This window comes from Bradyrhizobium sp. MOS002 (genome assembly GCF_003020115.1).
In the GTDB taxonomy this organism is placed as follows: domain Bacteria; phylum Pseudomonadota; class Alphaproteobacteria; order Rhizobiales; family Xanthobacteraceae; genus Bradyrhizobium.
In genome coordinates this window covers 94103-117415 of sequence record NZ_PYFX01000014.1, presented here as the reverse complement: position 1 = coordinate 117415, position 23313 = coordinate 94103, and the positions used below count along the sequence as shown (strand labels likewise).

General features: G+C 59.3%; 20 protein-coding genes and 1 pseudogene. 19 read left to right on the top strand and 2 right to left on the bottom strand.

Going from position 1 to position 23313, the window contains the following annotated elements; translation table 11 throughout:
• The first annotated feature begins 146 nt into the window (after positions 1–146).
• Positions 147–404: a hypothetical protein gene (locus tag C7G41_RS29070; protein WP_106945732.1), complete on the top strand. Its 258-nt coding sequence runs from the start codon at positions 147–149 to the stop codon at positions 402–404.
• A 73-nt stretch (positions 405–477) separates the two neighbouring features.
• Here C7G41_RS29070 and C7G41_RS29065 read toward each other — a convergent pair whose 3' ends face one another.
• Positions 478–1170: a response regulator transcription factor gene (locus C7G41_RS29065; RefSeq protein WP_106945731.1), complete on the bottom strand. Its 693-nt coding sequence runs from the start codon at positions 1168–1170 to the stop codon at positions 478–480.
• 503 nt (positions 1171–1673) lie between these two features.
• Between C7G41_RS29065 and C7G41_RS29060 the strand changes: the two genes are divergently transcribed.
• The gene (locus C7G41_RS29060) at positions 1674–2477 is read left to right on the top strand and encodes a response regulator transcription factor (protein ID WP_106945730.1); all 804 of its coding nucleotides are present in this window, start codon (positions 1674–1676) and stop codon (positions 2475–2477) included.
• Between the two features lie 284 nt (positions 2478–2761).
• The gene (locus C7G41_RS29055) at positions 2762–4009 is read left to right on the top strand and encodes a hypothetical protein (RefSeq protein ID WP_106945729.1); all 1248 of its coding nucleotides are present in this window, start codon (positions 2762–2764) and stop codon (positions 4007–4009) included.
• A gap of 17 nt (positions 4010–4026) precedes the next feature.
• Here the strand turns inward: C7G41_RS29055 and C7G41_RS29050 are convergent, their stop codons facing one another.
• A complete protein-coding gene (locus C7G41_RS29050) occupies positions 4027–5025 on the bottom strand; it encodes a glycosyltransferase (RefSeq protein WP_106945728.1) in 999 nt (332 codons plus the stop codon).
• Between the two features lie 355 nt (positions 5026–5380).
• Between C7G41_RS29050 and C7G41_RS29045 the strand changes: the two genes are divergently transcribed.
• The 16 genes and pseudogenes from C7G41_RS29045 to C7G41_RS28970 all read left to right on the top strand — a co-directional run bounded on the left by C7G41_RS29045 (position 5381) and on the right by C7G41_RS28970 (position 23313).
• Complete coding sequence (locus C7G41_RS29045) at positions 5381–6286, top strand: FkbM family methyltransferase (RefSeq protein ID WP_245446753.1); 906 nt, start codon at positions 5381–5383, stop codon at positions 6284–6286.
• A 245-nt stretch (positions 6287–6531) separates the two neighbouring features.
• Positions 6532–7833 (top strand): lipopolysaccharide biosynthesis protein, encoded by a 1302-nt coding sequence (locus C7G41_RS29040; protein ID WP_106945756.1) that lies wholly within the window; start codon positions 6532–6534, stop codon positions 7831–7833.
• A 116-nt stretch (positions 7834–7949) separates the two neighbouring features.
• Positions 7950–8942, top strand: a complete 993-nt coding sequence (locus tag C7G41_RS29035; protein WP_106945726.1) for a thioesterase domain-containing protein — start codon at positions 7950–7952, stop codon at positions 8940–8942.
• Positions 8902–9906, top strand: a complete 1005-nt coding sequence (nadE, locus tag C7G41_RS29030) for an NAD(+) synthase (protein ID WP_373681168.1) — start codon at positions 8902–8904, stop codon at positions 9904–9906. Before C7G41_RS29035 ends, nadE begins: the two co-directional genes overlap by 41 nt.
• Before the next feature lie 5 nt (positions 9907–9911).
• Entirely contained in the window at positions 9912–11939 is a 2028-nt protein-coding gene (gene asnB / locus C7G41_RS29025; RefSeq protein ID WP_106945724.1) for an asparagine synthase (glutamine-hydrolyzing), read from the top strand.
• Positions 11936–13498, top strand: a complete 1563-nt coding sequence (locus tag C7G41_RS29020) for a class I adenylate-forming enzyme family protein (protein WP_106945723.1) — start codon at positions 11936–11938, stop codon at positions 13496–13498. Before asnB ends, C7G41_RS29020 begins: the two co-directional genes overlap by 4 nt.
• A gap of 49 nt (positions 13499–13547) precedes the next feature.
• Positions 13548–13826, top strand: a complete 279-nt coding sequence (locus tag C7G41_RS29015) for an acyl carrier protein (RefSeq protein ID WP_106945722.1) — start codon at positions 13548–13550, stop codon at positions 13824–13826.
• Positions 13827–13927: 101 nt separating this feature from the next.
• Positions 13928–14368 (top strand): annotated as a pseudogene (locus C7G41_RS38395) (transposase); the annotation flags it as partial.
• A gap of 299 nt (positions 14369–14667) precedes the next feature.
• On the top strand, positions 14668–15384 hold the full coding sequence (locus C7G41_RS29005; protein ID WP_106945720.1) for a sugar phosphate nucleotidyltransferase: 717 nt from the start codon (positions 14668–14670) through the stop codon (positions 15382–15384).
• Between the two features lie 45 nt (positions 15385–15429).
• Positions 15430–16569 carry a DegT/DnrJ/EryC1/StrS aminotransferase family protein gene (locus tag C7G41_RS29000; RefSeq protein ID WP_106945755.1) on the top strand — a complete coding sequence of 380 codons (1140 nt, stop codon included), beginning with the start codon at positions 15430–15432 and terminating at the stop codon, positions 16567–16569.
• Positions 16566–17303, top strand: coding sequence for a sugar transferase (locus C7G41_RS28995; RefSeq protein ID WP_106945719.1), 738 nt, complete (start codon positions 16566–16568; stop codon positions 17301–17303). Before C7G41_RS29000 ends, C7G41_RS28995 begins: the two co-directional genes overlap by 4 nt.
• Before the next feature lie 12 nt (positions 17304–17315).
• Complete coding sequence (locus C7G41_RS28990) at positions 17316–18356, top strand: NAD(P)-dependent oxidoreductase (protein ID WP_106945718.1); 1041 nt, start codon at positions 17316–17318, stop codon at positions 18354–18356.
• Between the two features lie 63 nt (positions 18357–18419).
• Positions 18420–19691, top strand: coding sequence for a polysaccharide biosynthesis/export family protein (locus tag C7G41_RS28985; RefSeq protein WP_106945717.1), 1272 nt, complete (start codon positions 18420–18422; stop codon positions 19689–19691).
• A 290-nt stretch (positions 19692–19981) separates the two neighbouring features.
• Positions 19982–20644, top strand: a complete 663-nt coding sequence (locus C7G41_RS28980) for a helix-turn-helix transcriptional regulator (RefSeq protein WP_146159820.1) — start codon at positions 19982–19984, stop codon at positions 20642–20644.
• A gap of 228 nt (positions 20645–20872) precedes the next feature.
• Positions 20873–22060 carry a glycosyltransferase gene (locus C7G41_RS28975; protein WP_106945715.1) on the top strand — a complete coding sequence of 396 codons (1188 nt, stop codon included), beginning with the start codon at positions 20873–20875 and terminating at the stop codon, positions 22058–22060.
• Positions 22057–23313, top strand: coding sequence for an O-antigen ligase (locus tag C7G41_RS28970; protein ID WP_106945714.1), 1257 nt, complete (start codon positions 22057–22059; stop codon positions 23311–23313). The genes C7G41_RS28975 and C7G41_RS28970 overlap by 4 nt, the downstream gene beginning before the upstream one ends.

The following is a 23313-nucleotide window of genomic DNA, read 5'->3' as shown; positions in this document are numbered from 1 at the left end:
TCATAGAGATCAAGGTTGGGGTACCCATCGTGATCATTGAGCTCACCTAAAATAGCGGCTTGATATGCGTCCCATGTGGTGCGAAGTCTCGACCTAGAGGGAAGTCGCTGCAGTCATCGGAATGCCAGCGTTGTCCGGAGACATCTATGCCGCGGTATTTCTTTCATATCCACGACGGCCACTCAGTGCTCGGTGACGGGCACTCAGTACTCGATGATGTCGGACTAGATCTCCGCGATATTTCCGCGGCACGGTCTGCAGCCATGGAGCTCGGCGGCGAGATCCTCAAGCATCACGCGATGGACCCACTCCTGCAGCACATTTCATGGCAGGTTGAAGTCAGCGATAACCCTGAGCTTGGCGGCCGCTCGCTCTTCGTTCTTCAGTTCTCCGTCCAAGAATAGGCGAGCGAAAACCTGCGAAAAGTATGATGCACCTACCTTGCGCTACACATACCGTAAACCGGCCTGGTGAAGCTTAGTGCTCCTCCTCCACGGGGTCCGTTACAGCATATGGCGGTTTGTCCTGCGCTGTATTGGCGCGCTCATCCTCCGAGATAGCAAGGGCAGCAAGCTCGGTGCGATTGTTGATTTCAAGCTTCTGGAAAATGCGGTGCAGGTGCACCTTGGTGGTACCGTCGGCAATGTTAAGCCGGCGGCCAATTTCCTTGTTCGGCAGGCCTTGAGACACCAGAAACATGATCTGCCGCTCGCGTTCAGTGAGCATCGTGAGCGCACCTTCCGCATTTAGGCTCTGCTCGCGAGGCACGGCCTGATCGGCGGGCGCTAACGAAGCAACGGTTAGACCTTTCGCTACGTCTCGCAAGCCTTGCACCACGGCTTGGCTAGTCATCTCTTTTAGGAGGACACTGTACCCCGCGGGGGCGACCGCCGAGACTAGATCGTAATCCTCGCTAGTAGCAAAGATCACAAAACGCGTTGATCGGCTGTTCGATGGATCGGGCGGATGGTTGATCAGTGCGGTCAGCTCCGGCATTGCGGAATCAATGATCGCGATGTCGGGTGAAAGCGTTGAAATTGCATCTATACAGCTCGCAGCATCAACGCAGGACGCAACGATCTCGAACTCGGATTCTGAACCGAGGACACGCGCGAGACCTTCCAACATCACAGGATGTCTGTCTGCAATTACTACGGTCGCACGATGCATCGGGCGCTCCTAACTTGCCCAAAGTTCGGCGATTGAAGCTGCAGGTCGCCGCCCGCCACTTCAAAGCTAATTGGCCCTAGTAAACTAAGTTCCAGCAGTTCCCGATGTTCTACCGAAGTAGGCTGCAAGCAACCGGGCGAATTGGCCCGTCACGGCAATATACCTTAGGTAGAGAGGCCGTGCAATCCGGTGGTCCGGGTTTGTATCGCACTGCAGCAAGCCTTTAGCGAGGCTTCCCGCTCGCCCGACGCAAAATTCGGATGTTCGGTCGACGGGAGGGATTCGTCGCTCGAATTGATCTCCGGCGATTGTCACCGACAGCTTGGAATTCCGTCAGAGTATATCCAAAGATATATAGGCAAGACCTAAAAATCGATTCTAACCTTCAGCAAACATTAAATGACCGACGTTTCGGGTTCTGCAATAGGAACCTGGCCGTATGGCCCCTGTTTCTGTGCAGCGTTTTTCATTCAAGGGTTCATTGCGTTGTTGCGGAGGGTGAAATGAGGAGGCGTCAATCCTGCAAGGTTATTTTGCTCGGACGAAATATTTTGCTGCGAGAGGGAATTTCACAAATACTGCATGCGGCAGACTTTCAGGTCGCGGTATCGGCCGCAACCACTGATGAATTAGCAGGCGCTTTCCAGGCGCATCACAAGCTCCTGTTTGTCGTTATCCAGAGCACCGGGGATTTTGATGCGCTGAAGCAGGTAGGATTTGTAAGAGAGCACTATCCGGACGCGCGCGTCGCGATTGTGTCAGACCATTACCGGCCGGATGAGTTGATCTCGGCCTACAAAGCCGGCGCCAGCGGTTATTTTGTCGACGTCAGTTCATGCGACGCTTTCATCAAGTCGATCGAGCTCGTGGCGATGGGTGAGACGGTATTTCCGCCGGCATTTCTGTCGTTCGTGCTTGAAGGCGGTTTCGATCGCGAGCCTCAGCTTCAGCCAGCGATCGAAGAGGGGGCAAATCTCCTCGTTGCCGCCGAAGAACGGGTAGCGCCTCACCTGTCGCCGCGAGAGCAGGCGATTCTGTCCTATCTGATCGAAGGAAATTCCAACAAGTGCATTGCGCGAAAGATCGATATTGCGGAGGCGACCGTGAAGGTCCACGTCAAAGCGATCCTGCGCAAAATACGGGTCCAGAACAGGACGCAGGCCGCAATTTGGGGAATGAACAACGGATCACTGGTGCGGGTTTCGAACGGTCACGCACTACCGTTGTCAAGCGATCGGGAACCTGCGCTCAGCCTTGTATCAAGCGACCGCGGACGTCACGAAATCGGCGCCGTGGAGCCGGACTGATCCGGCCGATCGGCCTGGCGCCCGTCAAGCCGTCAACAGATGCTGGGCGGCGCCCATACGCGCCGCCCAAGTGACCGCGCCGGGCTGATCTTCTCGATCGAGCGGATCAGAACCTGCCCTGGATCGGCAACATTTCGCGGAGCGTCTCCTGCATTCAAAGGATGCGCGCTGCGACCACGCAGATAGAAAGCATCGCCGACCGCTATTCTTCGTCGCCGCAGGAGCCTCGTGACCGGCATCGCTTGCCGGTCCGATAGCCCTACTTGCCATGGAGCATGATACGAATGTCTCCGTCTTTCTACACGCGAATTGGCCTGGCGGGCGCCCTGGTGGTCGTGCTTGCGTTCGCAGGCATCGCCCCCGCACAGAAGCCTCCAAAGACCAAGCTCTCGAATCCCAGCAGCATGAACTTGCCCGACTATCTCGTCCCGGTCACCGACCCGGACATCGGCGCCACGATCGTCCGGATAACGACCCCGGGGCCCTTGGGCGCGGGCCTGGCCTGTCAACGAACCTATTGCACTCACCGTTATTCGAGCGCGCAAGCCTGGAATGCCGACCAGACTTTGCTTCTGATCGCCAACGGCTGCAACGGGCTCTGCTTTCTGGATGGACAAACATACGTTCCATTGTTCCGTCGGCAGCGCGAAGACGAGTGCGAATGGCATCCGCGCGATCCCACGCGCATGATATGCGTGATCGGGCGCAAGATCTCGCTCTGGACGCCGCGAACAAACGCCGAAGAGATCATGCTGATGGCCAACGGCTATCACGGCCTTCAGTTCGGACCGGGCAAAGGTAATCCCTCTCAAGACGGCCGGCGCGTCGCCGTGCGCGGCACGCGCGCTGACGGCGTCGTCGTCGCATTCGCGTTTGACCTCGTCAGCCGACAGAAGTTTCCGGATATCGAAGTGGGAAAACTGCCCGGGCGAGACGGCGTTTGCGAGATATCGGCACTGGGCAACTACATCAGATGCAGCCGATGGGTCGACGGAAAGGATGAGGCATTCATCTTTACCGTTTCAGGCGATCTGGTGCAAAGTTGGACCGAAAATCATCGTCCGAGTCATGGCGACATGGCCGTGGACGCTGACGGACGCGAGGTATACGTGGGAATCAGCAAATCTGATCCCGACATATACCAGGTGATCAAGCGCCGGCTGGACGACGGCGTGGTTACGGCCCTTGCTCCGCGTGGAGAGGCGTCGCATGCGTCCACCCGCGCGATCCAGTGGCCTGGCTGGGTAATCCTAAGCTATGGCGGCGATCCGGCCGAGATCGCCCAGCTACCAACTTTTGCGCCCTTCGCTCGGGAAGTCATTGCCCTGCGAATTGACGGCAGTGGCGAATTCCGACGCATTGCGTACACACGGAACGTCCCGCACGACTACTGGAGCGAGACTCACGGCTCCCCGTCGCCGGACGGTTCCCAAGTGATCTGGTCGAGCAATTGGGGCGTAGCGGGCGGCCCCGTGTTCGACTTCGTAACACGCCTCGATGCCTCCGATCGGACCAGCGCCTTGGCCCGATAATGTAGGCGGCGGCCCCGTCAGGCGTGACCAACGCGCGCCAATGAGCCCGCTGCCGATGTACGCGCTCGTGCCCGGATCGCTTTGTTGGCCGCCTTGAGCACCGAAGGTCGCAGGATCTGGAGCGCGTCCCGGATCGTCGCCCCCCAGGACTGGTGGCGAAATCTTCCGCGCAATCTTGCAACCCGCAATGCACGCACGACCGCTTCGGGATCCGGAAGCCCTTGCTTGTCTTCAACCAGGCTCCAGGTCAATTTCTTGAGATCAAGGGTCTCCTCATCGATATGAGAGTACGATTTGGAAGCGGTGATGTTCGCGTGGTCCGTCATATCGTAGAAGATTAGTCCGTCGTCGATCGTCACCAAGTCGCCATGACAGGCGAGGTCGACGAAGAACAGCTGGTCCACTCCCCAACTGATCGACTTGTAGTTGCGCATCAGACAACCCGCCTGAACGACTCCGCTGTTGATCAGCAGGGTCGACGGCACAATCCCAAGCAGCCGGGTCTTACCGACCAAGTAGAGGTCAATCAGGCACTGCTGGCTTGAATACCGCGTGACCTGCCCTCCCCGGCGGTATTTTATGCCTTCATCCCGAACGAGATTAGATGTGGAAGACATGAACGCAGCGCTGGGGTACGTCCTCGCCAACTCCGCAAAAGTAGCGAGCGACCCCGGCACGAGCCAGTCGTCGTCATGCAACACTTTAATCCAATGGCCCCGACATGCGAGCATCGCGCTGTTCGTATTCTCAACCTGGCCCCGTCCTCGGTGGTTCTGGACAATTCGAATACGGGAATCGCTCCGAGCATATTCAGACAGAATGCCCCAACTGACGCCCTTTGGACCTTCGTCGTCGCTGATGACCGTTTCCCAGTCCACGTAGTTCTGTTGCAGCACGCTTTCGATCGCACGGCGTATCGTATCTGGTCGACGGAAGGTTGGTATGGCCACCGAAATCATGGGGCGGGCGTCCTGATCTCGAATGCCCTCCGACCCATCGAGCTGCAACAGGTTCATCGCTTTTCCCTTAACCTCGGTTCATGTCATTCAGGCAGTCGACCCTGATGAACACGCGACTCCAGCCCGCAAAAAACCAGCCTCGTCACGCTACACCGCGCCTTCTTCATAAGCAGGGAACGTCAAGACCGACCGAATTAAACACGACGAACGCTAGGTGGCGACACGGGACTGGTCATCCTTCATTCGCATGACGATGATTGTCCTCAGACGCGAGGTCTGGAAGCGGTCAGCTCGGTTGGCAGCATGACGGCGGACCGCGAGATCCATACCATCATGCAAATGAAGGATGGCGGGGCGCTCCGGTCGGCCTACGCTCTGCCGAACACCTAGCTGCTAGGAAATGGGTGGCCCCTTGCAAAAATGGCATCAACTACTCGATCGAATTCAAGAGGAGCCCGACAAGGCTCGGTTCCTGCTATCGCGCGCACTGTGGGTGAGCGGGTTGTGCCGCTTTATCACCTTCGGCTTTCCTGCCGGATACAGAATGCGTTTCTATCCGAGCTCAATGTCCGCAGGACTCTGGCGCAAACGGGATCTTCGCGCCGAAGACGCCGGCTTCATCGGATCTTACCTCCAGTCCGGAGAAACCTTCGTCGATGTCGGCGCGAATGTAGGACAGCTGAGCCTCGCCGCCGCCGTGCGCGTTGGCCGGTCCGGGCGAGTTATCGCTATCGAAGCGCATCCGCGCATCCGCAAATACCTGCTTGGCAACATTCGCCTGAATGGATTGAGCGTCGAGGTCCACAACACAGCGATTGGCAGCACCGAAGGCGAGCTCGTCTTCACCGACTTTCGGAGCGATGACATGAACTTCGCATGCGCTACTCCTCCGGCCGGCATCGCGGCGCTACGAGTTCCAGTACGAACGCTCGATTCGATCATCCGGAATCGGGCCGTCGATCTTCTGAAGGTCGACGTCGAAGGATTCGAGGTCGATCTTCTCAAGGGCGCCGATCAGACCATTTCCAATTGCCGATGCCTGTACATAGAGGATTCGGAGCGCAACCTTCGGCGGGCCGGCACCTCACGTGCGGAGCTATATGACCGACTGATCGATCACGGGTTTGCGCTGTTCCATCTGAGAGCGGGACGGCTCGAGCCGGCTTCTCCTGACATACCGGGACCGGACGACGATAACTTGATCGCCGTCAGACCATCCGATTTGTCGGAGCTGCTCGTGCGGACCGGCCTTCAGCTTTCACAGTTCGCGTCCCCTTCGCCTGTAGATCGGCGTCTCCCATCGGCGCGGCTTGCGTGAGCATCCATCATTCCGCCCACAAGGCACGCGCATTACAGCCGGGTTCCCGTCCAACGATCGGGCTCCATGCGTCGTCTGTTCCGCGGGCACCACATTTCATGCAAGCCCTCTGCAAGAGCGCGACACTTCAGTGACATCATGCGAACGAATGATGGCGCACCCGCCTCTCCATCCTACGATCGACGCACCGTCGCTACGAGCATCTTGCCGTTTTTGAAATGAATTCTGGACCGAGGAAGTTCTTCATGGCCGCGAAACCGGCGACCGGTCCGACGGGGACAGGAGCTCTTGTTCGTGCAGCAGCGGGCGTCTCTGCCCTCGCACTCACCGGCCAGCTCATGCTCGTGGCGGCCATTCCCATCCTCACCCGGCTCTACTCGCCGGAGGATTTCGGAATCTTCACGATCTATCTCTCAATCGTAAACATCGTCGGCGCGATAGCCGGACTTCGCTTCAGCACGTCCCTGTATGTGGTCGAGGACAGAGCTCACGCGCTGGTCGCGCTCAAGCTCACGCTCGTGGCGGTCTGCTTTACGACGTCTGTTGTGCTTACCGTAGGATACCTACTGTCGGACGTAGTGCCAGCACGACTGCAACATCTTACCTACCTCGTACCCATCGGGATGGCTGCCGTCGGCGTTGCCGACGCAATGAACTGCTGGTGTTTGCGCTTCAATCATATGCGTGACTTCGGCATGGGCCGCCTGATCCTGCCGGCGTCGATGGCAGTGCTCCAGGTGAGCTTCGGCCTCGCGCACCTCGGGGACGACGCGATGATCCAAGCTCACATCCTGAGCCAGGCTGTGTTGATCGCATTTCTCTGCGTCCGGCTCCTAAAATGGGAGGACATCCGCCGCATCGCGCAAGCCCCGTGGGGTTCGGTCGCGGAGACGGTGCGGCGAGAGTACAAGTTTCCGCTGTTCGAGCTGCCTTCGGCCCTTGCGGGATTCGCGATCATCAATCTCCCCGCAATCTTCATAGGCTCGCTATTCGGTACCGCATTCGCCGGGCATTTTGGCGTCGCCGCCCGTCTCGTGACCGGTCCGGTCACTTTGATCGCCTTGCCGCTCAGCAATGTCTTCGTCGCCGAGGCCAGCAAAGACTTCGATCGTCCTCATCTGCTCGGCACCGCATGCGGCCTGTTGGTCGTTGCGGCGGGCCTGATGGTTCTGCCGGTGCTCGGGCTTGGATTTGTCTCCCCCTATCTCGTCGTTCCGCTGCTCGGAGAATCCTGGATACCGACGGGTCAGATCATGGGCGCCCTAGCACTCATGTGCGCCGCGCAGGCCTTGGCGACACCCATTCAAGAGGTTCCAACTCTTTGCCGTCGTCAGGAACTGCGTCTGCTACTTGATTTGGTGCGGGCCGTGTTTGTATTTGGCCCGCTTTTCATCGGTGCTCACGTCGGCCTCGCCCCGTTGCAGGTGATCTACATGATGGCCGCCGGAGGAGCTACCGGCTACGCCCTGGGGATTATCGTGGCGCTATTTCTCTTGAATGGGCCTGGCGGCGCGCAAACGTCGGTACCGATCAATGGTCCGGTGTGACCCAGCGGTCGAAAGAGTACGCCCCGAACTTCGCGTCCGCTCGAGGAGGCGTCGCATGAGCGGCAGTTGCACTGGTGACGAAAATAACCGATTTCCCGGGCGCGACCATATGCTTCATGCAAATGAACGATGAGAGGATTTCCAACGTCTTCATACTCTACTCCGGAGCTCCGTCGGTCGATTGCATGCCAATGAAACTACGGCCACTAAATAATAAAGGCGAGGATTCGGCTTCTCCGCCCTCGTGCATTGTGGCGTCGACGCCGCCTGTGCTTTTCCTACTGCCCGGCTCGCTTGGTTATGGAGCCAGCCTCGCCGCCCTGACTGCCTCAATGCAAGAAATTGCACACGTCGTTCCGATCCGCTACCCGGATCTCGGCAAGATATTGCAGGGGCGGGACAGCGTTTGCGATATGGCTGCTGCTGCCGTGGAACAGATCAATCGCATCCAGCCGCGGGGCCACATCAGACTTCTCGGTCATTCCCTCGGTGGGGCGGTCGCGTTCGAGGTCGCGACGCAAATGTTTGCCGCCGGCCGCTCGGTGAAGTTCTTCGGAATTCTCGACACCAGCCTCATGGGCGAGCGCAGTTCCGCATGGGAGACGTTCACCCGCACGATCCATCGACTGCGCAACAACCGGGTCACCGCGCCTCGGATGGTCTGCCGGGCCTTCGCCAAGGCAACCGTCGCGATCGGCCATGAAGCTAACCTGGCCCGGATGCTCGATCGCCGCGCGAAGGGGCAATTCGATCTCACGTCTTTCAGGCTCAAGCAGGAATTGCAGGAAGTCTTGCGCGCGAAGGCCTACTTCCGCTGGCTGTCGGAGCCGAAATCGATGCTGCCGTTCTCCGCCGTTCTGTTCCGATGCCAACGAAAGAAGATGCCGCAAACGCTGGGATGGGATCGCGCGTTTACTCAGATCGACGTCGTCCCAAGCGCGGGCACTCACACCGATCTGGTCATGCCGCCTTACCTCGCGATGAACTTGCACTTCCTCCAGAAGGCGCTGTCGCAAACCTACTCACCGGCCGAGTTTCCCCAGAGAGAGGCGGATTATTCAAGTGAACTTGCAAGCAGCCCACAGCCAAACCAAACCCGCGTTCGGTAAAGACGCGCTCGTCCTGGATGCGCCATTGGAGGTCGAGCGCATCGTCGCGTTCTTGCGTGATCGTGTCCTTGGCGTGCTTGGCCGACGCGGAGCCATCGTCGGACTTTCCGGCGGCATCGACAGCTCCGTGGTCGCAGCTCTGTGTGCGCGCGCATTTGGAAATACGAAGGTCCTTGGTCTGCTGATGCCCGAGCGCGATTCGTCGCCCGATTCGCTGAGGCTCGGCCGCACCGTTGCCACGCAACTGCGCCTCACGACGGTCGTCGAAGACATCGCACCGGCGCTCGAAGCATTGGGCGCATACCGCCGACAGCGAGAGGCGATCCAAGCCGTCGTACCCGAGTACGGAACCGGCTGGAAATGTAAGCTGGTACTCGGCTCGGGTTCGGAGAGCGCCGGCATCAACATCACTCGTCTGATCGTACAAGACCCCGACGGCGAAACCTCCACCGTGCGCCTTCGACCCGAGGTCTACCTCCAGATCGTTGCTGCAAGCAACTACAAGCAACGGGTCCGGAAGATGACTGAGTACTATCACGCGGACTGTCTGAAATATGCCGTGATAGGTACGCCAAACCGGCTTGAGCACGATCAAGGCTTCTTCGTGAAGCAGGGTGACGGAGATGCGGACGTCATGCCGATTGCGCATCTCTACAAGAGCCAGGTCTACCAACTGGCTGAATACCTTGGCATCGACGACGAGATCAGGCGACGGCCGCCCACGTCCGACACATTCTCGCTGCCGCAGAGCCAGGAGGAGTTCTACTTCGCTGCCCCGTATCAATTGACCGATGTCTGCATGTACGCGGTCAACCACGGTATTTCCGCCGACAACGTGGCCGAGTCCGTAGGCCTGGCCGCAGCGCAGGTGCAGAAGGTCTTCAAGGACATCACTTCCAAGCGCCGGGCGACGCGCTATCTTCACAGCCGCCCCCTGCTTGTTGACGCGGTAGTTGAGGACTAGACGGCATGTGCGGCATCGCCGGAATCGTGGCGCTGAGTGCGAACGCTCCGACTCCATCGCGGAGAGCGCTTCTGCGGATGGTTGGGGCACTCGCACATCGCGGGCCGGATGAGCGAGGCCTCTACCGGGACCAACGCGCGGGCCTGGCGCACGCCCGGCTCTCGATCATCGACATAGCGGGCGGACAACAGCCTCTCGCCGATCCCAGCGCGCCCGCCTGGATCGTGTTCAATGGCGAGATCTTCAACTATGTCGAGTTGCGCGAGCAGCTGATCTCGCTAGGCCATCGCTTCCGCACCCGCAGCGACACGGAGGTCGTGATTCAAGCCTATCGCGCCTGGGGCGCGGCGGCATTCGACCGGATGAAGGGGCAATGGGCTTTTGCCATCTGGGACGCCTCCGCCAGTTGCCTCGTCTTGTCCCGTGACCGGAGCGGTATCTGTCCGCTGTATATCTGCAACCATCAAGGCCAACTCTATTTCGCGAGTGAGATCAAGGCCATCTTCGCGGCAAATCCGGCAATCCCTCGAGCGCTCGATCCAGCAGGGATCGACCAGACCTTCACCTTCTGGAGCAGCGTGCCGCCGCAAACCGTGTTTCAGGGGATCACGGAAATTGAACCGGGACACGTCCGCACTTACGTGCGCGGCGCGGTCCGGGACCGCGCATTCTGGACTCCGTGCTTTGCGAGCCGGTCCGACGAGCATCGCATTTCATCCGCCAGTTGCAATGATGATGTGATCGATGCCGTGCGTAGCGCATTGGAGGCGGCTACGGCGCTCCGAATGGTCCGGTCCGACGTCCCTGTGGGAGGCTACCTCTCCGGTGGTCTCGACAGCTCGCTTGTTGCGGCATTGGGAAGCCGGTTTGCAGGCAAGCGCTTCCAGACTTTTTCCGTGCGCTTTGCCGACGCTGAGTATGACGAGACCTCCTATCAGCGCCTAATGGCACGCACCATTGGGAGCGAGCACCACGAGCTCATGGTTTCGCGGCAGGATATCGCCGCGGTATTTCCAAAGGTCATTTATCACACTGAGCGGCCAATTCTGAGGACCGCCCCTGCACCGCTATTCCTGCTCTCGAAGCTCGTGCGCGAACGCGGCATCAAGGTCGTGCTGACCGGCGAAGGCGCAGATGAAATGTTCGCTGGCTACGATGTGTTTCGCGAGGGCAAGATCCGCCGCTTCTGGGGCTGCCAGCCGGCTTCGACGCGGCGCGCCGCCCTCCTGAGCCGGCTCTATCCCTACATCTCGCGATCGCCGGTCCACATGCAGGCCATCGCCCTAAAGTTCTTCGGACACGGGATTTCTGACCCGAATGCACCCGGCTTTGCCCACTCTCCGCGTTGGCGCAGCACCAGCGCGATCAGGCGCCTGTTCTCCGCAGACATGCGCGCGGCGACTTCGCGAGCCGACCCGGTGACCGAATTGCTCGATCGTCTGCCACCGGAGTTTTCCCGCTGGACACCGCTTGCACAAGATCAGTACCTCGAGATCAAAACGCTCCTGGCCGGGTACCTGCTCTCCTCCCAGGGAGACCGCATGCTGATGGCGCACTCGGTCGAGGGACGTTTTCCATTCTTAGATGACGACGTCGTCGAGCTTGCGAACTCCCTTCCCGACGCCTGCAAACTTCGCGTCCTCGACGAGAAGCACGTCCTTAAGCGCGTAACGCAGTCGCGGGTTCCACCTGAGATCGTCACACGCAAGAAGCAGCCGTACCGGACTCCCAATGCGCTCTGCTTTGTCGACACGGATGCCCCCCCTTATGTCGACGAAGCGCTATCAAGCGCGAGCGTCCGCGGCGCCAACATCTTCGATCCGGTGGCGGTGGAACGGCTTCGCACCAAGTGCCAAGCCCATGTACACGCCGGCGAGGGCGACCTGTCCAATTTCGACAACATGGCGCTCGTCGGCGTCTTGTCCACTCAGCTCCTGTTCCAGCAGTTCGTCGTAGACCGGCCGGAGACACCGCATTGTCTCGAGCTCAGCGTGGACGTCGACCACCAGGACGTACCGGGAGTTTACGTATGATCAACGATCCCGTGCCGCTCCTGCATGATTACCTGATCAACGCGGCCCATCAAAACGGCGCCAGGATCGCGCTCGTATGCGAGCGTCATCGGGTCACCTACAGCCAGCTGGAGGCGTGGTCAAATGCAGTTGCGCACCATCTGGTCGAGGCCGGTGTCGAGCGCGGCGATCGTGTGATGATCTTTCTCGACAACACCGTCGAGGCGGCCGTCAGTTTTTGGGCCGTCCTCAAGGCCAACGCGATCGTATGCCTGATCAATCCCCTCACGAAACCCGACAAGCTGGGCTATCTCCTCGACGACTGTCAGCCGACCGCGCTCATTACGCACACCCGCCTTTATGCGGCGTTCCGTGAATCGGGACGACATTGCCCGTCCTTGCGCCGCATGATCGTGTCCGACCCTGTCGACGACGGCTATTTGAACGCACTGCCGCATGCCGTGCGATGGAGCACTGTAACGGCCGCCGAGCACGACGCAGCACCCGCACGTCGCTGCATCGATATCGATCTCGCCGCCATTGTCTACACCTCGGGCTCGACCGGCGAGCCTAAAGGGGTGATGCTGACGCACCGAAACATGATGACCGCGTGCACGTCGGTTTCGTCGTATCTGGACGTCCGTGACGATGAGGTGATCCTCAACGCTCTGCCACTCGCCTTCGATTACGGTCTGTATCAGATGATCATGGCCGTACGCGCCGGAGCACGCCTCGTTCTCGAACGCTCGTTTGCTTTCCCCGCCGCGACGCTTCGGCGTATTGCAGAGGAGAGAGTGACGGCTTTTCCCGGCGTGCCGACAATGTTTTCTACTTTGCTGCAGCTTGAGTCGTTGACGAGTCACGATCTATCCAGCATTCGCTACGTGACAAGCACCGGAGCCGCACTGCCAGTCCGGCACCTGGTGCAGCTGAGACACACGTTCCCCGCCGCACGCATCTACTCCATGTACGGTCTTACCGAATGCAAACGCTGCACCTACTTGCCGCCTGAGGACCTCGATAGGAAGCCGTCGAGCGTAGGAATCGCTATCCCAAATACCGAAATGTGGATCGTCGATGACTGTGATCAACGGGTCGGCGCCGGCATCGCCGGACAGCTGGTGATCCGCGGTGCGACCGTCATGAAGGGCTATTGGCGAAAGCCTGAAGCTACTGCGAAGAAACTCAAGCCCGGACCACTTCTCGGCGAGCAGGTGCTTTACACCGGCGACTACTGTCAGATGGACGCCGACGGATATCTGTACTTCGTCAGCCGGAGCGACGAGGTCATCAAATCTCGCGGGGAGAAGGTCGCACCCAAGGAGGTGGAGAGCGCTTTGCTGGACATTCCCGGCATAAGGGAAGCGGCAGTCGTCGGCGTTCCCGACGATCTGCTGGGTCACGCAATCAAGGCATTCGTGGTGATAGACCAGATACGGCCGATCAACGCCAAGCAGATTCAACGGGAGTGTCACAAGCGCCTCGAGAGTTTCATGGTCCCCAAGTACGTCGTTATCGTACCGGAACTGGCGCGCACCGATACGGGCAAGATCAACAAGAGAGAGCTCATCACCGGGTAGCTTGTGGACGACAAATCTACGCACCGCTTTCATATGGAGCACCATTGCAATGACACTGGCCTTGGCACACGACAGCTACAACGAGCAGATCCGCGCGTTTCTGACATCGAATTTCTACATCAGCGACCCCTCCGCGCTGAACGACGAGGATTCCCTGCTCGATCAGGGCATCATCGATTCGACCGGAGTGCTCGAGGTGGTCGGGTTCATTGAGACGACCTTCGGAATCGCGGTCGAGGACAGCGAAATCCTGCCCGAGAATCTCGATTCAATTCGGGGCATGGCCCATTACATCGCCAGCAAGGTCGAATTGGCCGCCGCTACCTGAGCGACCGACGAGCGCGGGTGAGGCCAGAGCTTTCCTCCTGACCTTGCCCCTCGGGGTTATCCAGTTTGAAATTCGTTCTGGCCCAAGATGAGGACCAGAGCATAAAGCGCAAATGGCTTACGCAAGAACAGATCATCTGGGATTTTGAAGAACGCCAAGCCGGGCTTCCGGTCGCCAATCTCTGCGCAAGCAGGGTGTCAGCGAGGCCAGCATCACAAAAGCAACGCCAGGTTCGGCCGGATGGCCGTCTCGGAGGCCAAGCGACTGCGGTCGCTGAGGACAAAAATTCGAAGCTGAAGCGGCTTTTGGCTTACGCCATGTTGGACAATGCGGCGCTGAAGGATCTCCTGGGAAAGTGGTGACGCCCGCAGGGAAGCGGAAAGCTGTCGCTCATCTGGTGGACGCCCGTAGGGTGGGCGAACGGCGGGCGTGTAAAGCCATCGGCTGCTGCCGCATGACCATGAGATATCGGACGACCCAGGCTGAGGATCCCAACCTTCGCCAGCGCATGAGGGCGAGCCCACGAACGCCGCCGCCTTGGCTAGCGGCCGCTGCATGTTCTGTTCAGGCGGAAGGGGGTATCTTGATCAACCACGCGGCGCTTCTTTTCTTCGCGAACCCTTTCGCATTAGTCCATCAGTCAAGGCGAACGCGCACGTCTTCCCCAGAGGTACGCCTCGACTACGCCAGTGGGTACAACCCGGCGGCATTCTTCTGCCGTCCGACCGCAACGCTCTCATGCAAACGAACGAAGACGGGTGCTTGGTTTGCTCTTATTTTTTATCCTGAGAAGCACATCCCGTTGTTTGAAGCGTAAATTCTCAAATCATGGAGCTCCAGGATGAAAGCGGTCGTTCAGTGTGGCGGCAAAGGAACTCGACTTCGTCCACACACTTCCATTTTGCCAAAGCCTCTCATGCCGATCGGCGCCCGTCCCGTACTTGAACTCGTTCTCAAATGGCTGAGACGGAATGGGATCGGAGAGGTCTTTGTCACCACAGGCTATCTCGGCCATTTAATTCGCAGCGTCTGCGGTGACGGCAGCCAGTGGAACATGCAGATCACCTATACGCAGGAACTCGAGCCGCTCGGCACGATCGGCCCGTTGTCACTGCTGCGAGAACAGCTCAACGAGCCTTTCCTGGTCCTCAACGGTGACGTCTTGACAGACCTGAACCTGAACCAGCTGATCCACAATCATCGAAAATCCGACGCCAACATCACCATCGGAACCTCCGTTCGGAACACCAAGATGGACTTTGGCGTGATTGATGAAATCGATGGGCGCGTGACCGGATTCCGCGAGAAGCCCGAGCTCACCAACCTCGTCAGCATGGGAATCTACTGCATGAATCCAGTGGTCCTCGAGCGCATTCCGTCGGGCGTCCCTTTCGGATTCGACGACCTGATGTTCCAAATGATCGAGGAAGACGCCCGTGTTAACGTCTTCAAGCACACTGGCCTGTGGCTCGATATCGGGCGGGTCGAGGACTTCCTGAAAGCCCAGGACATTGCGTGGGACGAGCAATCACCTGCATTCGCAACGGCGGCCGCCTGACGCGTCGTCACCCTTCGTATGGGGAGTGAATCGGAAGAGGAACACATGCTGTTGGTATCAGAACCGGCCTTGGGCGTTGACGAAAAGGAAGCACTTGTTGCTGCGATCGATAGCGGCTGGATCACCATGGGGGATCGCGTAAGAGAGTTCGAGCAAACGTTTGCACGCATGCATGGCGTCGAGGACTCGATTGCAGTCGGATCGTGCACGGCCGCACTTCACCTCATCCTGCATGCGCTGGGCGTCGGTCCCGGCGATGAGGTCCTGGTTCCAGCTCTCACGTTTGTTGCCACTGCTAATGCGGTGCTCTACGTCGGAGCGCGGCCCGTTTTTGTCGATGTCCAGTCCGGAGCCGTTCCCTTGATGTCGGTGGCCGACGCGCTCCGCAAGTGCACTTCGCGGACGAAAGCGGTGATCCTCATGCATTTCGGGGGTTACCTCGCTGATCGAGAAGAGTGGCAGTCCTTCGCTCGCAGCAAGGGTCTGCTCCTGATCGAGGACGCCGCGCACGCCCCCGGCGTCAAGGGGGTGGGCACGTTTGGCGATGCGGCCGCGTTTTCCTTCTACGGCAACAAGAACATGACGACTGCTGAAGGCGGTGCGATCATAACGGCTCACCGGAGGTTGAACGACGTGATCAAGCGCGCCAGGTCGCATGGCATGACCACCAACACGCGCCAGCGCCTCGTCAGTCGCAGCCCTGAATACGACGTGACGCTTCTTGGCTTCAACTACCGCATGGACGAGTTGCGCGCCGCGGTAGGCTTGGTGCAGCTGCGTAAATTGACAGGCTGGAACGACACCAGAAGGCATCTGTCGCTGCACTATAGGCGGCGGCTCGCGGAGCGTTGCCCTTCCGTCATGGTGCCGTTCAACGCCTCGTGGGTATCGGCCCACCATCTCATGCCGGTCGTTCTCCCTGCGGCAAGCGCGCGGCAGCCCCTGATCGAGCAGCTCAGCAAGCGCGGCGTTCAGACCACCATTCACTATCCGCCGGTGCACCGGTTGACGTTCTACCAGGATCAGTATCCGGGCATCAGCCTCCCCAACACCGAGGATTTTTGCGCACGTGAGCTCACGTTGCCGCTCCATCCCGCGATGACTCCCGCCGACGTCGATCACGTCGCAGACAGCCTCTCAGATGCACTTCGGACAACCACCCCCGCGGAGATCGTACAGGCATGAGCGAGACGGTCAATGCGGGATGCGCTCGGCCGGCAGCTCCGGCCGTGCGCTTGCGGCGCCTCGTCGATGTCCTCTGTGCCGGGACGGCCATATTCGTCTCACTGCCGATCCTGTTGGTCATCGGGCTTGCAGTCTGGATCGAAGGCGGGCGACCGATATTGTATTCGCAACTTCGTCTCGGGCTAAACGGGGCGCCGTTCCGCATGTACAAGTTCCGCAAGTTCAGAGCGGATTGCGACGATCGCGGAAGTCCGCTCACGATGGTGAACGATAACCGCATGACAAGGATCGGCGGGCTGCTAGCTGCATTCAAGCTGGACGAGCTACCGCAGCTCTGGAACGTCCTGCGGGGCGACATGTCACTCGTCGGCCCGCGACCCGAGACGCTCGTATTTGCCGATTGTTTCAGGAACGGATTCGAAAAGATCCTGGAACACCGGCCAGGCCTCGTTGGGCCGTGCCAGGTTCTCTTCCGGCACGAGAGTAAGCTGTTCCCGCCGAACGGCGATGTGGCGGACTTCTATCGGGAGGTTCTCTTTCCCGCGAAGGCGAAGATCGACCTGGCATATTATTCCGATCGAACTGTCACATCCGATCTCCGGTGGGTCGTTCAGGCCGGCTGGATCGCCGTGGGGGAGCCGCTTCTCAACCGCATGCGAAAATCCCGACCGGAGAGCCAGAGCGGCATAGCGCCAGCTGGCGGGTCTGTCGGTGCGAACTCATTTCGAAAGTAGACGGGTGATCACATGGCGACTGAAAAGAGAACTGTGCTTCTGGTAGGTGGTGCTGGTTACGTGGGCTCGGTGATCACGGGCCATCTCCTAAGAAAGGGTTGGCAAGTCCGTTGCTTGGATCAGCTCATCTACAAGAACGAGAGCTGTGCCTGGCCCTATCTGAGCGTTCCGCAATATGAATTCATCAAAGGTGATATTCGCGATCCTGGTCTCGCCAATCAAGCATTGAAGGGTGTGGATCACGTCGTGATCCTGGCCGGGCTCGTCGGCGATCCAATCACGAGCAAGTACCCCGATGAAAGTCACGCCATTAACCGGAATGGCGTCGCGTCCTTCATCGACGCGATGCAACACTTTCCGGTCAATCGACTGATCTTCGTGTCCACCTGCTCGAACTATGGGCTAGTGCAAGAGGACACGGCCGTCGACGAGAACTACCCGCTCGCGCCGCTCTCCCTTTACGCCAAGCACAAGGTGGAGATGGAGCAGAAGATCCTCGGTCTCAACGGAAAGGCTGGATTCCATCCAACGGTTCTCCGGTTTGCGACGGCCTTTGGTCTTTCCTCGCGAATGCGCTTCGATCTCACGGTGAACGAATTTGTGCGTGAACTCCACCTGGGAAAAGAACTTCTGGTATTCGATCCCAAGACCTGGCGTCCGTACTGCCATGTTCGTGATTTTGCCCGCGCAATCGAGGAAGTGCTCCGCGCGCCCACCAGTAAGGTCGCCTTCGAAGTCTTCAATGTGGGCTGCGATGAAAATAACTTCACCAAGCTGATGGTCGTCGAGGAGATCATGCGGCACATTCCGCGATCGAAGGTGACCTATCAGGAGCGCGGCGCCGATCCTCGGAACTACCGCGTGAACTTCGACAAAATCCGTCGGGTATTGAATTTCACGCCTGAGATCAGCGTTCAGCAAGGGATCAGCGAAATCCTCGCTGCCTTGAGCCAAGGCTTGTTCGACCACGTCGAGGAGAAGAGGCACTTCTTCGGAAACTACGAGATATTCCTTCCAACCGCACGAATCCCGGAACTGAAGAAAGCCGGCTGAGAAGGATATTCCATCCTTATCCTAAATTGAGCGACAAGGTTGGGTCGCATCGGGAGTTCGTCCATGAAATGCAAGAAGGAAAGCAGGCCCTCTTCCACCCTCCTGCTGGCTCCATGCGCAGCAATTCTGCTTTTCGCGACAAGCGGCCTCTCCCTTGCCGCGCCGTACAAGCTCGGACCGGGTGACACCATCGAGATTTCGATCGCTGGCCTCCCCGATCAGCGCAACCGCACACCGATCCAGATCGATGGCACCATCCCACTTCCGGGAGGGGGGACGGTTGAAGTTGCCGGCCTGACCCCGGCGCAGATGCAGAACCGCATAGAGACGCTGCTGCAGGCACGGATACTGCGTCAACGCCTGACCGACGGCCGCGACCAGGCATTCGTGGTCAAGCCCGGCGACGTCATAGCAAGCGTCGTGGAATATCGGCCGGTCTATGTTTCCGGCGATGTGCTCACGCCCGGACAGCAGACCTATCGGGCTTCAATGACCGTGCGCCAGGCCGTGGCAGTGGCCGGCGGTTTCAGCCTGTTGCGTTCGCGTGGCATGCAACCCGGCGCCACCGACCCTGCGGATCTTGTACGGGACTACCAGTCTCTCGCCACCGAATACACCAAGGAATATTTCCATATCGTCCGAACCGGCGCGGAGCTTGACGGTCGCGACACGCTCGACGCCACGCCGCCAAGCGACATTTCTCTGCCCGAAGGCGTGATCGGTTCAGTCGTTCAAGCCGAGAGGGATTCTCTGAAAACCTCGCAAAGCGACTACCGCACAGAACAGCGCTTCCTGGACGACGCCGTAAAGCAAACGGACGCTCAGTTCGCGACGCTCAAGAAGCAACAGGAAGGTGAAGAGAAGGGCGTGCAGGCCGACGAAGAGGAACTCGAACGGGTCATGAAGGCGTTCGGCTCTGGATTGCTTGCAAGTCCTCGTGTCAGCGAAAGCCGGCGCGCTCTGTTGCTGTCCTCGACTCGGCGCCTGCAGACGAGCGTCGAACTCATGCGGCTCCAGCGTCAGCGTGAGGACTTCCTGAGGCAAGCGGGACGTGTCACCAGCCAGCGCACGATCAATCTGCTCAGGGAGCAGAAAGACTCAAACGTTCGATTGGCGGATTTGCGGGTGAGAATGCAGGCGCTGAGCCAGAAACTGCAGCCCATCGGCGGCTCGGGTGCCATCCCCGTCAATTCAGGCGAGCTCAACCCCGACGTGGTAGTCGTGCGGCGGCTCGGTCAACAGTGGGATAGGATACCCGCGTCCGTCGACTTCGACGTTGAACCCGGCGATGTGATCGAAGTCACATTGCGCCCGGCCGCCGCCTTCTCGAACTGAGCGGGAACGGTGGTACTCCCTTGAGGGTAAGCGAGAGCGCTCCTTCTGGAGTAGCTTCAGCATACCCCCATGGGGACTCCCGCGAGCCTTAAACTCCCCCTTGCTACCCCTTCAACCCGCCATGCTACCTCTTCGTTGATCACGATCAGGTTGATCCCCGGAGGAGCGGCAAGTTTCACCGCCGCCGGGACGATAGGGGTTACCCACCATTCAACGTTTACACGCTTCTCGAAGTTGGGAATGTTTGTGGCACGTTCACTCCATCGGGTCAGCGCGGCCGGGGAATAAAAATGCTGAACTTAAGCCAAGCATTGCCAGGATCTGCCATTGCTCTACAGCGTCATTCTTCTGAATCAATATTCAATATCTCCATTCCCTTACCATCTACCCAATCTGAAGCCCAGAATGCCAAGCAGGACGGCTTGCGCGGGGTGCTCGCGCGAATCGGCTGCGGACAGGTCTTGCTCAGACGCGGCAAGGTCATCGAACTCAGTCCGGCCGGTCGCGCAATATTGGAGCGCGAAGCGCGCGTGGATGCGAGCCACGAAACGGTCTATGGCGCCATCAAGCAGCTGGTCCACCGCGCCGGCGCACACTGTCCCGCAGGCTCGACTTCCTGGTTGGCGACATCCACCAAGGAGGGATTTACCGCGCTGATCAACCAGGTTGTAAATGCGTGGTCCGACGAGACCATCGCATTGATACTGCTGGACCTCGACGCACATCCGGAGCCTTCGCCTCGGACTCTGCAGCGGTTGTTTGGATTCACCGCTGCCGAAACCCATCTTGCTCTCGAGTTGGCGCGAGGCAAAAACGTGATCGACATTGCTCGTTTGCGACGATTGAGTCGAACGACAGTACGCTCCCAGTTGGCTTCCCTGTTTGTCAAAACACAGACCCGCCGGCAAGCAGACCTGATCGCGTTGCTGGGCCGCCTGGCCGTCCTGCCCTAGCGCGGACGCGGACTACCGTGTCGTTTCTCGACTGGTCGGACATCGACGTGCTTCGCGGCCCGGAGCACGTCCGCCAACCGCTCACTTCCGCTGTCATGCGAATGAATGAAGACAGGCCGCGGCCACGTCCTAACCTGATCCTGTCAAACTTTCGCAGAGAAGACCGGGAGGCCTACGCGAAGATCGACATCTTGGCGGAGTTGCTCAAAAGGTTGGAAGGGAGCCAACATGGCGCTGCACGTGTTTTGCGTAGGAGGCGAGGATCACGCTCTGCGTATCCCGTTCCTGGTGGCTCTGCAGAACCGCGGTCTGCGTGTGAGCGCGGCCGGCACTGGTGCAGTATCTGCATTCGCGAAGACCGGAATCCCGTATCATCAATATCAGTTCGACAGATTTGGCGTGGGCTTTTCCGATCGCGCTGCCATGGGTCAGTTGGCGCGGCTCGTGAAGAGCGCTCGGCCCGACGTGATCCAGACGTTTGATACCAAGCCCAACCTGTTTGCGCCGCTGGCGCTTCGCGGCTCCCTACCCGTTGTGCGCACGATCAACGGAATGGGATGGGTATTTTCATCGACAGAATTGAGAGCCTTGGCCTTTCGCCCTGTCTATCTGGCGATGCAACGCCTGGCTGCCTGCTGGACCGCCGCAACGGTTTTCCAGAACAAGGCCGACAGCAGGTTCTTTCAACGACACCGCCTGCTTGGAAAGAGCTCATCTGTCATCATCGGAAGCTCGGGGATCGATGTCGGCGCTTTCGAAGCGGCGCGAGCGCGAACCGCCTCGCCTGCCGAGCTACGCGCCGAACTCGGGCTGCGCGATGCCGAGATTGTCGTGACAGTAAGCCGATTAACCGTACAAAAAGGAATCACAACGCTCCTCGAAGCGGCGAAGCTCGTGCATGAGGTCCGCCCGAATGTCCGATTTCTGCTCGTGGGTCCGCGCGAAAGCGAGGGTCCGTTCGCCGTAGGTCAGGCGCTGATCGAGGCTCACGCGCCGTATGTGATTGCGACCGGCGCCCGATCGGATATTCCCGTCCTCCTGGGTATCGCCGACCTCTTTGCCTTTCCGACCGAATATCGTGAAGGCATTCCCCGTGTTCTTTTGGAAGCCGGATTGGCTGGCGTTCCAATCGTCGCCTCCCGCATGCCGGGGTGCGATGATGTGGTCCGCGAAGACTGGAACGGCAAACTTGTAACGCCGCGTGACCCGCGCGCGCTCGCAGACTCAATTCTCGAACTTCTTCAGGATTCCCCGCGCGCAAAGAAGATGGGTCAACGCTCGATCAACGTGGTGCGCAAACAGTTCGACCTCAACGTGGTCGCCGATCGCTATGCAGAGCTTTACACGCAGCTGCTTTCCGGCAGCTATTTCAGTGGCTGGCGGGCGGCGGCGCACAGCGGCAGTGAAATACAATGATCGGCAGTGCCCTTCTTGCGCTTGGCCTCGTGCTCGGGACAGCCTCGCAGTTGCGTCTTCCCGCGTTTCCCCTGGGCATCGGGGAGGCCTGCCTCGTCCTCTGGCTCGGTCTCGCATCCCTGCATCTCTTCGTCGGTTCAAGAATTTGCAACCCGCAAGCTCTGCTCTGGCTCCTTATATTCTGGGGCGGCTTTGTCTTGATTCAGAGTTTCGGCGGCTTGCTTGCATTGCTGCGCCCGGAGATCGTCGAGCCAGATCTCGTCGTGCACGACATCTTCGCATATCTCCTCTTGGCGGCCCTCACTTGCCTGGTGGCTGCAACGTTGAGACCGGAGGATACCTTACGCCACTCGCTATGGTTCCTAATCGGATTCTGGCTCCTCGCCGTGGCGGTGCAACTTGCAGCGGGCTGGGGCTACCTCAGTATTCCGTCGGTCGATCCGTGGTATTGGGACCGGTTTCGCGGATGGTCGGAGAATCCAAACCAGCTTGCAATCTACTGTGCGGTTCTAACACCAATCTCGCTTCACATGGCTCTGATCGCCAAGCGGTTTGGCCGGGCCGTCGCGGTGTTTAGCTGCATCGTAACATTCGTCGTCGGCCGGCTGACGAAGAGCGATACGTTTCTTATCTCGATGTCGCTATCGATACCGCTGCTCATTGCGCTGCGCTTGCGGAGTTGGCTGACATCCCCCGAACCTCGATGGAGCCTTCGTTTCGCAGCTGCAGTGATCGCCGTAGTGGCGATAATTCCCCTTTCGCTCTCGCTGCTTCCCTACGGGCTGGCAACCGCGAATGATGTCGAGGGGCTGGCGGCCGGCCTGATGAAGGATCGTGGCGGTGAGGCAACGAAGGCAACTGCCAATCTACGGCTAAGTCTTTGGCAAGACGCCTTGCATGTCGGACTGGAGTCCGGGTCGTTCGGCCTTGGGCCTGGGCCGCATCTGGAGAAGCCAACCGGAATCACTGACAAGGGCGTAGCGCTGCCGGTGGAAGCTCACAGCACCCTCTTGGACGTGTTCACCCAAGGCGGACTGCTTGGGGTGATCGCCATTTTCAGCCTGCTTGCCGGCACCTTTGCGCTCCTGCTCCGCGCACGGCTCGATGCCCTGGCTGTCCTGATCTTTGCACTCGCCGTCTTCAGCTTCAGTCATTTCATTCTGCGGCACCCGACCGTGTGGTTTGCCGTCACGCTGGGCCTCATCTTGGGCTCGGATCGGCGCTCATTGGCGCATGCGCGAGTTGGAAGTTAA